This window comes from Parabacteroides sp. AF17-3, from assembly GCF_003635445.1.
GTDB lineage: Bacteria > Bacteroidota > Bacteroidia > Bacteroidales > Tannerellaceae > Parabacteroides > Parabacteroides goldsteinii.
Genome location: NZ_QTMM01000019.1, coordinates 52384 through 66313, shown reverse-complemented (window position 1 = coordinate 66313; position 13930 = coordinate 52384). Strand labels below are relative to the sequence as shown.

Sequence of the window (13930 nt, the reverse complement as noted above, 5' to 3'; positions counted from 1 at the left end):
CTAGTCGCTTTCTCTACTTTTGTATTGTCATCCTTTGCGTTTTAAGCGGGGAGGCTGATAGATAATAAATATTGGAATATAGATAAATTTTACGAACAATTAGGTTAAAACGAATGTTCTGTTAATAACTAACTTAAAAGAGGAGAAACGAAAGATGAAAAAGTATGATGCGATAATCATTGGGTTTGGTAAGGCCGGCAAGACTTTGGCCGCAGAGTTGGGAACGAGAGGCTGGAACGTAGCCATTATTGAACGTTCGGCTGGTATGTATGGCGGAACTTGTATCAATATAGGTTGTATACCGACAAAAAGGCTGGTACACATGTCGAAAGTAACTCAATACAGGAAACCCTCTTCTTTTGAGCAATACGCAGAGGAATTCCGGAATGCTATTGCCGGAAAAAGGGAACTGACTGCCTTTTTACGCAAAAAGAATTTCGATAACCTCGATTCGAAAGACACCGTCACGGTCTATACCGGTATCGCTTCTTTTCGTTCTCCTCATGAAATAGAAGTGAAAGCAGGCAATGAAACCCTTCTCCTGGAGGGCGAAAAGATATTCATCAATACGGGCGCTTCCACCATTATTCCGTCAATCAAGGGACTGGAAGGTAATCCGTATGTTTATACCAGTACTTCTATCATGGAACTGGATAAGCTACCGCGCCGGCTGGTGATTGTAGGCGGTGGTTACATCGGCCTTGAGTTTGCCTCCATGTTTGCCGGCTTCGGTTCCGAAGTAACCGTGCTCGAAGGGGGCGACAAGTTTATTGCCCGTGAAGACCGCGATATCGCCGAGGCGGTAAAAACAGTATTGGAAAAGAAAGGAATTACTATTCATCTGAACGCTTTGGTGCAGTCGATTGAACACAATGGAGCCGAAGCTGTTATAACATATAAAGAGAATGTGGGAGGAGAGCTCCGGCAACTTCCCGCTGACGCCGTTTTGCTGGCAACCGGCCGACGTCCGAACACGACGGACCTGAATACGGAAGCCGCAGGCATACAGGTTTCCGACCGTGGTGCAATCGTGGTAGACGAACACCTGCATACGAACGTGCCCGATATATGGGCCATGGGCGATGTGACAGGCGGACTCCAGTTCACTTACATCTCCCTGGACGATTACCGGGTGATAAAGGATGAACTGTTCGGTAGCGGACGCCGTACGAAAGATGACCGTGTCGCTGTGGCTTACTCCGTTTTCATCGACCCGCCTTTGTCGCGTATCGGTATGGGAGAAGAAGAGGCCTTGCGTTCGGGAAGAAAGATAAGTATCGCACGGATTCCGGCGGCGGCATTCCCGCGAACACGTACTTTCGAGCAGACGGATGGCCTACTGAAAGCGATTGTCGATACGGAAACAGGCGAGATACTGGGTTGTACCCTCTTCTGCGCCGAATCGACGGAGGTTATCAATACCGTCTCGCTGGCTATACGGGCGGGAAAAGATTACACATTCCTGAGGGATAGCATTTATACGCATCCTTCGATGAGTGAATCGTTGAACGATTTGTTTGCATTGATAAAATAACGAAATATAAAATAGAACAGAACATGAAAAAAGCAGATATCGGACTGATAGGTCTCGCCGTTATGGGTGAGAACCTGGCTCTGAACATGGAAAGCAAAGGTTTTACCGTTGCTGTATATAACCGTAGTTTCCCCGGTGAGGAAGGGGTGGTGGACCGTTTTGTGAACGGCCGCGGCAAGGGGAAGAATTTTATCCCGGCCCATTCTATCGAGGAACTGGTGGAAGCCGTTAAGCGTCCGCGTGTCATCATGATGATGATTAAGGCAGGCGCTCCGGTCGATGAGATGATTGAACAACTGCTGCCCCACATGTCGCCCGGCGATGTGATTATTGACGGTGGTAATTCCGATTTCCACGATACGGAACGCCGTGTGAAGGAAGTGGAGGCAAAAGGTCTTTATTTTGTCGGTAGCGGTATTTCAGGCGGCGAGGAAGGTGCCCTGCACGGCCCGTCTGTGATGCCCGGAGGTTCTCCCGAAGCATGGCCAATTGTAAAGGACATATTGCAAGGCATTGCAGCCAAGCTCGACGATGGGACTCCCTGTTGTCAATGGATAGGCACGGGCGGTGCCGGACATTTCGTGAAGATGGTGCATAACGGGATTGAGTATGGCGACATGCAGTTAATCTCCGAAGCCTATTCTTTGCTGAAGAACCGTAAAGGACTGGATGACGACGAAATGGCTGTCGTCTTTGAAGAATGGAACAAAGGGGAACTGGACAGTTTTCTGATTGAGATTACAAAGAATATCCTCCGCTTCCGCGACGAAGACGGCAAACCGTTGCTGGACAAAATCCTGGATGTCGCCGGACAGAAAGGAACCGGCAAATGGAGCGCCATCGCAGCGATGGACGAAAACGATCCGTTGACACTGATTACGGAAGCTGTTTATGCCCGTATGCTGTCGGCCCTGTCGTCTGAACGCGAAAAGGCTTCCGGATTGTATCCCGAACCTGTCGAACTGGGTGAGAACCTGTATGTTGAAGAGATTCGCCAGGCCTTGTATGCTGCGAAGCTGATTTCTTATGCACAAGGTTTTTCTTTGATTCGCCGCGCTTCCGAACGTTACGGATGGAACCTGGACTTCGGCACGATTGCACAGATATGGCGTAAAGGCTGTATCATCCGTTCCGTATTCCTGCAGAAGATTACGGATGCGTACAGGAAGAATCCGGAGTTGCAGAACCTCCTGTTCGACGACTTCTTCCGCACCAAGATACAGGTCGCTTTGCCTTCTTGGCGTAAGGTGGTTGCAGAAGGCGCCCTGAGTGGCGTAGCCTTGCCGGCCATGAGTTCGGCCCTGAGTTATTTCGACGGCTTGCGCACGCTCAATTCGGCTGCCAACCTGATTCAGGCACAGCGTGACTATTTCGGTGCGCATACCTATGAGAGAGTAGATCGTGACCGCGGCATTTTCTTCCACACCAACTGGACGGGCGAAGGCGGTAACACAGTTTCAGGAACTTATACAGTATAAAGGAGGGACTTGATGATGAAAAGAGCAGACAGTCAACTCCTGGTTATTTTCGGAGCATCGGGCGACCTGACAGGTCGCAAGTTGCTTCCGGCACTTTTTGAATTGTTCATTGGCGATATGTTACCCGAACATTTCGCTATATTGGGTGCGGCCCGTACGGGATACACGGACGAAGAGTTTCGTGCCGAACAGCGTAAACACATCCTGGAAGCAAGGGGAAATAAGGAAACAAACAGCGCAGAACTGGATAAATTCCTCCGGATTCTGTTCTACCTGGCATTCGATTCAACCAACTCCGCCGAATATGTAAAACTGAAAGACCGTATCCATTCGTTGCAGCAACAGGAAAATATCCCGGACAGGATTATCTATTACCTGGCCACTCCGCCGCTGATGTACGAATTGGTACCCAAGTATCTTCAGGAAAACGGCATGAATGTGGCTGATACGGAAGACGGATGGCGCCGCGTGATTGTGGAGAAGCCGTTCGGCACAAGCCTTGAGACGGCCCAGGAACTGAACAAACATCTCTGCCGTATTTTCGAAGAGGAGGAGATTTACCGCATCGACCATTATCTGGGAAAAGAGACGGTACAGAATATCCTGGTACTCCGTTTCTCCAACGGTATTTTCGAACCCCTTTGGAACCGGAATTATGTGGATTCAGTCGAGATAAGCGCCTCCGAAACGCTAGGTGTGGAGAACCGCGGCAAGTATTATGACGGGGCAGGCGCCTTGCGGGATATGGTTCAGAACCACCTGATGCAATTGATGGCGTTTGCGGCGATGGAATCGCCTGCCGTGTTCGACCCGGAACCGATTCGCGATGAGATTGTGAAGGTGTTCCGTGCTATCCGTCCCTATACGATTCGTGAGATGAATGAATGGGTAATCCGCGGTCAGTATGACGGTTATCGCGAGGAGAAGAATGTTGCACCCGATTCGAATACCGAAACGTATGTCGGCATGAAGTTCTTCATTGACAACTGGCGTTGGAGCGGTGTACCGTTCTATTTCTTTACGGGTAAGAAGTTGCCGGAAAAGTCGTCGGAGATTGTCATCCATTTCAAATCGACACCGCATCAGCTTTTCGCCGGGCAGTGTTCGGGCAGTTCATGCAATAAGCTGGTTATCCGTATCCAGCCGGACGAAAGCATCACGCTGCGTTTCGGACTGAAGATGCCGGGAGCCGGATTCACCGTGAAGCAGGTCGGGATGGAATTCCGTTACGACTCGCTTTCAAAAACTCACTTGCCGGATGCCTATGAGCGTTTGTTGCTGGATGCCATGCTGGGCGATTCGACCCTGTATGCCCGCAGCGATGCGTTGGAGGCAAGCTGGCGTTTTATAGACCCTATCCTGCATCACTGGAAGGAAGAGGGTTCGAAGAATCTCTTCTTCTATGAGCCGGGACAGAATGGTCCGATAGAAAGAATGATGCTAGGCGCAGATTCGATGGGAGCTCCCTGCGATTCGTGCGGCTGATAATAATGAAGCATATGAAAATAGAGAATTACAAAGACAACAAAGATGCATTACGGGCATTGACTCGCCAGTTGATGGATTATATGGCCCGTAAAGAGGATGATGAACCGTTCAACCTGGCTCTGTCGGGTGGTGAAACGGCCAAACAGATGTTTGCCTTGTGGGCGGACGAATATAAAGATAAGATAGACTGGAACAACATGCGTTTCTTCTGGGTGGACGAACGCTGCGTTTCGCCGACAGATACGGAAAGTAATTTCGGTCATGCGAACAAGCTGTTGTTCGAACCGCTCCACATTCCTAGCGAACATATCCACCGCATTCATGGCGAAGGGGAACCGGGGACGGAGGCTATGCGTTATTCGCGTATCGTGAAGGAGTATCTGCCGCGTCACGGCCAGTTTCCCTATTTCGATTGTATCATCCTGGGTATAGGAGGAGATTCGCATACGGCGTCTATCTTCCCCGACAATCTTCCCTTGCTGACCGACAGCCGCAATTATGCGGTATCGCAGCATCCGGAAACGGGACAGTTCCGCATCACGATGACGGGCCCGCTAATCCTGAACGGTTCGCCGTTGCTGGTCCCTGTATTGGGCAAAGGTAAAGCAGATGCAATAGAGGAATTGAAGAAGGGGTATTCCATAACGAATGCAACGCCGGCAGCTTATATCCTGTCGTATGCGGTGGATTCGATAGTGTATACGACGCTGTAATATTTATTAAAGCATACGGATACATTGGAAAGAATGCCTTTTAAGGCACGTAAAGCTGTCTTCGACAAATTGCTAGAAGTGGCAGATGTGGCAAGTTTGAGCAGGGATGAACGTATTCAATCAATAAAGCAATCAGGCGACTCCTTACGTAGGAGCCGCCTGATTTTTTTGAACTACCTTCCGGTTATTACCCGCTTATTTCACGATTACCTTCCGGACTGTTTGGCCGGCCTGGATGATGTAGAGGCCGGGGGCCAGATTGCGGCGGTTCAGACCGGGGACAGGGCGGAAGTCGTGCAGCAGCCGTCCGTCGGCGGAGATGATGCGGACGGAAGGAACGGTATCCGTGTCGGTGCTTGTGCGGTTGGTAATGTCGAGGTCGATGCAGAGGGTACCCGGCTCCGTCCAGATGCGGAGGGCATCGGAGGGGGCGGCGATGGACTCGTTGGCGACAGGGTCGTTTTCGACGATGCCGGCGATTGAGATGGAGACGTCGCTGTGGACGGTTTTCACGATATAGGCCCCATCGCTCGTGCGGGGTGTGATCGTTTCACCGCGGTCGGTGATGACGACGGGCTGCGACTGCGAGTAGGCTTCGTCGAGGGTGAGGAAGAAGCGGAAGCTCTCCTTGGCTTCGACGGAGTACGTGCCGGCGGCGGGGTCGGTCGTGGCGCCTTCCACGGAGGGAAGGGTGACGTCGTAGTAGACCGGCGTTGGAGGCGGCGGCGGTGCCTGTGCGGTGAAGGAGGCGGTTATCCATAGGTCGGCGGCGGTCATTGTGAGTGACTGTCCGCTGACGGGTTGGGTGACGCCGTCGGGGGCTGGGCCGGAGAGGTAGGCTTTGAAGTCGTAGCCTGCCTTTGGGATGTTGGTGAGCCAGAGGGCGGTGCCGGGGACGACGGGGATACTTTCAGAGCCGTTGGTGCCGTCGGTGAGGGTCGGCGTACCGGGAGCCGGTGCCGTCGGGTTTGCCGGGTCGGCGAGGTAGACGGCCAGTGTTCCTCCTTCAGCAGGTTGGGTGACGTGGAGGAGGGGACGGTTGACAAGGTAGTCGGCTGCATCGAGGTCGGGTTGGGCGACTGAAATTACCGGGGAACCTAAAGTGCCGGAAGTTACCGTTGTAGCTGGTGCCGGCCAGGGGGTGAAGCCGTTGGGGGTACCGGAGTCGTCGAAGGTGACGAGGGCCAGTTTGGGGAGCAGCGTGGACGGGGCGGTAGGCCATGTCCAGGCGCCGGATTTCCAGCCTTCGTTGGTGGCATCGTCGCTTGCCAGGTTGTCGGCGAAGGTGTCGAGCCAGGTGTCTGCGCCGTCGAGTGAAGTGCCGTCGGGAGAGGTTACGGTTGTGGAACCGGAATCTGAACCGTTATTCAGCAACATGGCGGGGCGGGCGTAGTTGGTGTCGAGGACGGGAAGTAAGTCAGACGGAGGATCGGGCGGAAAAGAGTTGCTGGCTATCCGGTGGGCGTTGGCGCCGTTTGCTGTTACTTCGCTGTTCAGGGCGAGGCTGTGGGTTAGTTCTCCGCTGACTATATCTCCGCAAATGCCGCCGGCATATTGGTTGGTCTTGTTTGTCTTTACACTTCCGGTGGCATAGGTGTAGGAAAGGCGCCCGTAGGAACTTCCGGCAATGCCGCCTGCACAACAGGTGATATTTGCTGTTGCTTCGACATCGACTGTTGCATAGCAATGGGTGAGGGTGGCGGAGTTAGGGACGGAAAAGCTTATCAATCCGGCTATTCCTCCGGCAAAGCCTGAGAATTCAGCTGTAGCTTCCACCTTCCCGTTTCCAACTACGAAGCAATTACGGAGAAGGGTGTTATCTTCAAATCCAATTTGAAGTCCTACAATTCCTCCGGCAAAGGCATCGTTATTATTTGAAACTGCCTTTATACCATCTTCATGCAGGCGGACACCCAGGTTACAGAGCGTGCCATCTTCAACATAACCGAATAATCCGGCGTATGCAGGCGTATTATCGGACGTATTTTCTGATGAATTCTCTTTAACAACGTCCACTCTCAGTCCATCCACTGTATGTCCTTTGCCATCGAAGTGGCCTCGGAAGCTGTTGTCATCTCCTATCGGTATCCAGTTTCCTCCCTCCAGCTTAATGTCATTGGAGAGGGAGAAGTAGTAGCCGGAAAAACCGCGTTTGGTGATTTCACTGGCGTTGTCAATCTTGCTTCCATCGCTAAACTCCAATACATAGCCTCCCGCATTTACCTGCTGTGCCAGATAGGCCAGTTCGGCGGCCTTTTTGATGAAGATAGGTTTATCGGCTGTGTCGCCGGAATTGCCGGCGGCATTTTCGATTTTGTCGGCTATCTTGCCGTTCCACCCTTCACCGGTCGGAGCGGCGTGTGCTATTAAGGGTGTTGCCGCCATAATAACAAAAAACAACCCGGCGAGTAAACGGCGGGTTGCCAGGGAGCGTAGTTCTGTTGTATTCATACGTATAAATGATTAATATAGTATTTTCGATGGTTTATAGCCTCGGGAGCGTTTGGTCCGGTAACCGGACCTTCCCGGGTCTTGGTGTCGGACCTTCCCGAGTCCGGGTGCCGGACCTTATAAGGTCCGACCTCCGGACTTTTACGGGGAGGGAGGATGGAGGGGGCCGGTCACTCTATTTCGGGACGGTCACTTCCGCCCGAACCTACCTGAAGCAGATAGGGAAAGCGGCTACGGCGTACTTCTTTCAATATTTTTGTGCTCTGCCCGCCGTATTGTGTCGCTATCTCCAGATAGTAGTTGCCGTTGGGCAGTGCGGGGATGATGAAGGCAAAGTTTGACGGCTCGTTGCGCGAGATGGCTGTCTCGGGTACGGCTACGACCTTTGTTTCGTCGGTAGCGTCGATGAAGAAGAAGCCTACTTCCTTGCCTTCGCTGCCGGCGATTTTTACGCGGTTGCCTTTGCCGTTGAGCGTGTTGCCGGGCGTGAGCTTCGCGTTGGTCGTCTTGGTGAACACGTCGTAGAGGGTCGTGACGGTCGGCATTCCTTCGTTGGTGCCGTTGATAATCACGTCGATCATGTCGAGCTCAGGACGGAGTCCTACCAACGGGATGCAGCGCATAACCACGCGGTTGACGGCGGGATCGAAACCGGCGCCTGGGCCGATCACGGCGCCTTCGACTCCCAGGGAGTTGTTGGCGAAACCGAATTCGACGGTAGCACCTGAGTATACTTCTTCCTTCGCCTGCTTTTCGATATCCTTGTAAGCGGTCAGCAGCTCGGAAGCTGAAAATTTGCTGCCTGCTTTGGCGGCAAGGCTGCACAGGCCGTCGATAGAGCGTCGGCCCACATAAGTGATGTTGATGGTGGAGTCGTCTTCGCGCTCGGTCAATTTGTTATCGACCAGTGTGCCGATGATGCTTCTCCGTTTAGGTTCGTCTTTTGCCATGTTTATTGGGTATTTTAGTTCATGAAGAACTCTAGCATTCCTATTGATAATGAACCGTTTTATGGAGAATTTCTGTTGAATAACATCAGTTTTTCCTTTTGTAGCATCCCCTTGTGAAACCCTCTCCGGTACCTCGTTGGTACCAAAACAGAACGGTGTTAGGGGACGCAAACGACGCAGAAGGCGCAGACGCTCGCAGACTTTTTAATAATCAATCTTTCTCTGCATGCATCTGCGTTCTTTGCGTCGTTTGCGTCCCCTAATAGATATTTATTCTTATCTCCCCCTAAAAAACAAGCCATCGTATGTTGCGCACCCCGAAATAATCCTTATATTTGCCCACATTATAAACGTAGTTCTTCATGAACTATGTCGCTCTGATTCCACCGGTTACAAAGGGACCTGTGATAAATAAGCTGTTTATTTCTCAGAAATTGCTTTCCTTTTTCAACCTTTTGCGCGGCAGTCTTGTTAGAATAATGTACTAACAAATAAAATCAAAGGTTATGACAAAGATAATGCGAACATTGTGGGACGAGAGTGCCGAACTGACCGACGAGGCGATGGCTTCGGATGCCTCTGTCCTGTCTGATAGCTATACATCGGGCGACGTGAAAGACGTCACGGAAACCATTGAAGGCGGAAACCAGGAGGCAGACGACTTCAATGAAAAGAATGATGTCCCCTAAAAAAAATTCCGGGAAAAGTCGCGCACAGGAGCCTGTCAGTCTTCAGACCAGACACATGTACCCCCTTTTACAACGCATGTATGACCCTTTACACGAAGATGTGCGGCTCTGACTTTTCCCGGATTTTGTTCTTTACGCCCTTTCTCTCTTTTCCGTTTAAAAGCTGATTCGTACATTTCACTTCCCATTCTGTCAGCTTCATTCTTTTCTTATAGGTTACTTCTTTTGCAGCCGCTAGCTTTGTAATGTTATTTTAAATTACAAAGTGATGTTTAAAGCCATAGTACATTTTTCGATTCACAAAAAGCTGTTCGTCGGATTGACGACCCTGTTCCTGCTAATCGGAGGGATTTATGCCATGCTGACGTTGCCTATCGACGCCGTCCCCGATATTACGAACAACCAGGTGCAGATTGTGACCGTCTCGCCGACGCTTGCCCCGCAGGAGGTGGAGCAGTTGATTACTTTCCCGATAGAGATTGCCATGAGTAATATTATGAATGTGGAAGAGATACGCTCCGTGTCGCGTTTCGGGTTGTCGCTCGTGACGGTGGTGTTCAAGGAGAGTGTCCCGACACTGGATGCGCGGCAGCTGATCAATGAACAGATACAAACCGTTGCCGGAGAGATTCCCGCCGAACTGGGCATGCCGGAACTGATGCCGATAACGACCGGGCTGGGCGAAATCTACCAGTATGTGCTGAAGGTCGCCCCCGGCTATGAGGACCGCTACGATGCCATGGAGCTACGCACGATTCAGGACTGGATTGTGAAGCGGCAGCTTTCGGGTATTCCGGGGATTGTGGAGATTAACAGTTTCGGCGGCTACCTGAAACAATACGAGGTGGCGGTCGACCCGGATGCCCTCTATTCGCTGAACATTACCATCGGCGACGTCTATTCCGCCCTGAGCAGCAACAACCAGAATACCGGCGGAAGTTATATCGAGAAGGTGAACCGTGCTTACTATATCCGTTCGGAAGGTATGATAAGCGATGCGAAAGACATCGAACGCATCGTGATTACGAACCGCGGAGGCATCCCTATACATATCAGCGACGTCGGCACGGTGCGCTTCGGTGCGCCGAAACGTTTCGGTGCGATGACCAAAGACGGCGAAGGCGAATGTGTGGGCGGCATTGCCATGATGCTGAAAGGGGCGAACGCCAATGTGGTGACGAAGGAGCTGGAAGCCCGCGTGGAGAAAGTGCAGAAAATGCTTCCCGAAGGCGTCAGTGTCGAACCTTACCTGAACCGTTCAGAGCTGGTGAACCGGAATATCTCGACCGTGGTGCGCAACCTGATTGAAGGGGCACTGATAGTCTTCCTGGTGTTGATCGTCTTTCTGGGGAATGTACGTGCCGGGTTGATTGTCGCTTCGGTGATTCCGCTGGCGATGCTCTTCGGTTTCATTCTGATGCGCGTCTTCGGCGTGTCGGCCAACCTGATGAGCCTGGGGGCGATCGACTTCGGTATCGTGGTGGACGGCTCGATTGTTATCCTTGAAGGGATACTGGCGCATATCTATACGAAACGGCTTGCCGGGAGGACGCTCACGCAGGCTGAACTGGACCGGGAAGTGGAAGCCGGGGCGAGCGGCGTGGTGCGCAGTGCGACCTTTGCCGTCCTGATTATCCTGATTGTGTTCTTTCCCATCCTGACGCTGACGGGGATTGAAGGCAAATATTTTACGCCGATGGCGAAGACGCTGGTCTTCTGTATTATCGGTGCGCTGATTCTCTCGCTCACCTATGTGCCGATGATGGCTTCGCTCTTCCTGAAACGGACTATCTCTGCAAAGCCGACCTTTGCCGACCGTTTCTTCGATAAGCTGAATGTGTTTTATAAACGCGGCCTGCGTTTCTGCCTGCATCATGCCTGGGCGACGGTCGGTTCCGCTTTTGCGTTGCTGGCGGCTTCGTTGCTGCTGTTTACCCGGTTGGGCGCGGAGTTTATCCCGACGCTCGATGAAGGCGACTTTGCGATGCAGATGACGCTTCCCGCCGGAAGTTCGCTGACGCAGAGTATCGAACTTTCCAGTCGGGCGCAGAAGACGCTGATGAAGCAGTTCCCCGAAATCAAACATGTCGTTGCCAAGATAGGGACGGCGGAGGTGCCTACCGACCCGATGGCGGTGGAGGATGCCGACGTGATGATTATCATGAAGCCGTTCAAGGAATGGACGTCGGCTTCCAGCCGTGCCGAGATGGTGGAGAAGATGAAGAAGGCGCTGGAGACGGTCGAGGGGGCGGAGTTCAATTTCAGCCAGCCGATACAACTCCGGTTCAACGAGTTGATGACGGGTGCCAAGGCGGACATCGCCATCAAGCTGTATGGCGAAGACATGGAGGAACTCTACACCCGGGCGAAAGAGGCGGCAACCTATGTGGAGCAGGTACCCGGTGCCGCCGATGTGATTGTGGAGCAGGCGATGGGACTTCCGCAACTGGTGGTCAGGTACAACCGCGGCAAGATTGCCCGTTACGGTATGAATATAGAGGAACTGAATACGATTATCCGCACGGCCTATGCCGGGGAGGCGGCTGGCGTGATTTTTGAGAACGAACGGCGCTTCGACCTTGTGTTGCGGCTGGATAACGATAAAGTGTCGGACCTTAACCTCGACAAGTTGTTTGTCCGCACGGCGGAGGGTATCCAGATACCTGTCAGCGAGGTGGCGAGTATCGAGCTGGTGAACGGTCCTTTGCAGATAAACCGGGATGCGACCAAACGCCGTATCGTGATTGGAGTGAATGTGCGCGATGCCGATATACAGCAGGTCGTTTCGCAGATACAGGACACGCTGGAGAAGAATATCAAGCTGAAGCCCGGTTATTATTTCGAATACGGCGGGCAGTTCGAGAACCTGCAAAATGCCATCAATACCTTGCTGGTCGTGATTCCTGTTGCGCTGGCGTTGATTTTGCTGCTGCTGTTCTTCGCTTTCAAGAGCGTGACTTATACGCTGGTGGTCTTTTCGACCGTGCCCTTGTCGCTGATAGGGGGGATTGTGGCGCTTTGGCTGCGCGGGTTGCCTTTCAGTATTTCTGCCGGGGTCGGCTTTATTGCCTTGTTCGGGGTGGCGGTGCTGAATGGTATCCTGATGATTAATCATTTCAATGACTTACGTAAAAGAAACAGATATACTATGAGTACGAACCGGATTATTGCCCGGGGATGCCCGCATTTGTTGCGCCCGGTATTCCTGACGGGACTGGTGGCTTCGCTGGGATTCGTCCCGATGGCAATTGCCAGGTCGGCAGGTGCGGAGGTGCAGCGTCCGCTGGCGACTGTCGTGATTGGCGGGTTAATTGTTTCGACCGTCCTTACTCTGCTGATTATTCCGGTCTTCTACCGGATGGTTAATTCGTTCCCGCTGATGTGGAAGAAGTTCAGGAAAAGGAGGGGGACGAAGGTTGCCACCCTGGTTCTGCTGCTGGTTGTCCTGTCACCGGCGGCATGGGCGGAGGGGGGAGCGGTTCCCGGCGCAGTCCCGGCAACCGTTACGCTGGACGAGGCCCTTGCCCTTGCCATGAAGAACCATCCCCGTTTGAAGACGGCCTCGGCGGCGATAGACCGCTCGCGGGCTGCAAGGGGAGAGGCCTGGGACCCGGGAGCGACTTCCTTTTCCTATTCCTGGGGGCAAATCAATGGCGAGACACACAGTGACAACCAGCTGGAAGTCACCCAGTCGTTGGGCAACCTCTTGACTCCTTTCTATAAAAACGCCCTGGTCAGCAAGCAGGTGGCGACGGGCGAATATTATCGCGACATGGTACGCAAAGAGATAACGGCAGAGGTGAAACGTGCCTGGGCTTATTATCAGTATGCGGCAAACCTTTGTTCCCTTTACCGCGAAGAGAGCGAGCTGGCAGTCCGTTTGCAGGAGGCGGGAAAACTCCGTTACGAGCAGGGCGATATCACTTTGCTGGAGCGCAATATGGCAACGACGCTGGCAGCCGACCTGCGTACCCGGCTGATGCAGGCGGAAGAAGAGCTTCAACTGGCAGTCCGCCGTTTCACCTGGGCGTGTTATGCCGACAGTCCGATTGTTCCGGCCGACAGTACGCTGGCGTTACTTCCGGGTGTGACCGGAGAGGCGGCGCCGTCGGAAGCGCATCTGAATTATTTCCGGAGCCTGGCAGATGAGAAGAAGGCGCTGCTAAACGTGGAGCGCAGCCGTTTCTTTCCGGAACTTTCGGTCGGTTATATCCGCCAGAAGATTTCACCGCTAAACGGGTTGAATTCGTGGATGGTCGGTGTTTCCTTCCCGCTCCTGTTCTTTCCGCAGCAAAGCCGTTCGAAGCAGGCGAGGATAGATGCCGGTATTGCCCGGACGGAAGCGGAAACGAGTGCCCGCCAGCTGAACAACAAGGTCGATGAGTTGCAAGCCATGCTCCGCCAACAGGGAGAAAATATCCGTTATTATACGACCGGTGCGCTCCCGGAAGCGGATGCCCTGCTGAAGAGTGCGCAGATACAATTCAAGGAGAGCGAAACGGATATTATGCAGTTCGTCCAGAGCCTGAACAGTGCCCGCGAGATAAGGAGGGGATATATTGAAGCGGTCTATAATTACAATGTCTCTGCACTGGAATTGGAATTGTATACTCGGTAAGAAAAAGAC

The 13930-nt window shown here is 52.7% G+C and carries 8 protein-coding genes; 6 read left to right on the top strand and 2 right to left on the bottom strand.

Annotation, left to right across the window (positions count from 1 at the left end):
- Positions 1-154 precede the first annotated feature (154 nt).
- From DWW91_RS22670 to pgl, 4 genes are read left to right on the top strand one after another with little or no spacing between them, the layout of a single operon-like run.
- Positions 155-1534 (top strand): FAD-dependent oxidoreductase, encoded by a 1380-nt coding sequence (locus tag DWW91_RS22670; protein WP_122328978.1) that lies wholly within the window; start codon positions 155-157, stop codon positions 1532-1534.
- Positions 1535-1557: 23 nt separating this feature from the next.
- Entirely contained in the window at positions 1558-3012 is a 1455-nt protein-coding gene (gene gnd / locus DWW91_RS22665) for a decarboxylating NADP(+)-dependent phosphogluconate dehydrogenase (protein ID WP_007656224.1), read from the top strand.
- 15 nt (positions 3013-3027) lie between these two features.
- On the top strand, positions 3028-4497 hold the full coding sequence (zwf, locus tag DWW91_RS22660; RefSeq protein ID WP_122329013.1) for a glucose-6-phosphate dehydrogenase: 1470 nt from the start codon (positions 3028-3030) through the stop codon (positions 4495-4497).
- 14 nt (positions 4498-4511) lie between these two features.
- Entirely contained in the window at positions 4512-5213 is a 702-nt protein-coding gene (pgl, locus tag DWW91_RS22655; protein WP_122328977.1) for a 6-phosphogluconolactonase, read from the top strand.
- A gap of 195 nt (positions 5214-5408) precedes the next feature.
- Here the strand turns inward: pgl and DWW91_RS22650 are convergent, their stop codons facing one another.
- Entirely contained in the window at positions 5409-7664 is a 2256-nt protein-coding gene (locus DWW91_RS22650) for a T9SS type A sorting domain-containing protein (RefSeq protein WP_199722619.1), read from the bottom strand.
- Between the two features lie 170 nt (positions 7665-7834).
- Complete coding sequence (locus DWW91_RS22645) at positions 7835-8614, bottom strand: DUF4469 domain-containing protein (RefSeq protein ID WP_010802906.1); 780 nt, start codon at positions 8612-8614, stop codon at positions 7835-7837.
- A gap of 506 nt (positions 8615-9120) precedes the next feature.
- On the opposite strand from DWW91_RS22645, the gene DWW91_RS22640 reads away from it, so the two are divergent.
- On the top strand, positions 9121-9303 hold the full coding sequence (locus DWW91_RS22640) for a hypothetical protein (RefSeq protein WP_007657173.1): 183 nt from the start codon (positions 9121-9123) through the stop codon (positions 9301-9303).
- Positions 9304-9571: 268 nt separating this feature from the next.
- Positions 9572-13921, top strand: coding sequence for a CusA/CzcA family heavy metal efflux RND transporter (locus DWW91_RS22635; protein WP_122328976.1), 4350 nt, complete (start codon positions 9572-9574; stop codon positions 13919-13921).
- The last annotated feature ends 9 nt before the right edge of the window (positions 13922-13930 follow it).

What these genes read in the sequence shown, in the direction of transcription:
- DWW91_RS22670 (WP_122328978.1), top strand. Translation starts at nt 155, where the DNA reads ATGAAAAAGTATGATGCGATAATCATTGGGTTTGGTAAGGCCGGCAAG.
- gnd (WP_007656224.1), top strand. Translation starts at nt 1,558, where the DNA reads ATGAAAAAAGCAGATATCGGACTGATAGGTCTCGCCGTTATGGGTGAG.
- zwf (WP_122329013.1), top strand. Translation starts at nt 3,028, where the DNA reads ATGAAAAGAGCAGACAGTCAACTCCTGGTTATTTTCGGAGCATCGGGC.
- pgl (WP_122328977.1), top strand. Translation starts at nt 4,512, where the DNA reads ATGAAAATAGAGAATTACAAAGACAACAAAGATGCATTACGGGCATTG.
- DWW91_RS22650 (WP_199722619.1), bottom strand. Translation starts at nt 7,664, where the DNA reads ATGAATACAACAGAACTACGCTCCCTGGCAACCCGCCGTTTACTCGCC.
- DWW91_RS22645 (WP_010802906.1), bottom strand. Translation starts at nt 8,614, where the DNA reads ATGGCAAAAGACGAACCTAAACGGAGAAGCATCATCGGCACACTGGTC.
- DWW91_RS22640 (WP_007657173.1), top strand. Translation starts at nt 9,121, where the DNA reads ATGACAAAGATAATGCGAACATTGTGGGACGAGAGTGCCGAACTGACC.
- DWW91_RS22635 (WP_122328976.1), top strand. Translation starts at nt 9,572, where the DNA reads ATGTTTAAAGCCATAGTACATTTTTCGATTCACAAAAAGCTGTTCGTC.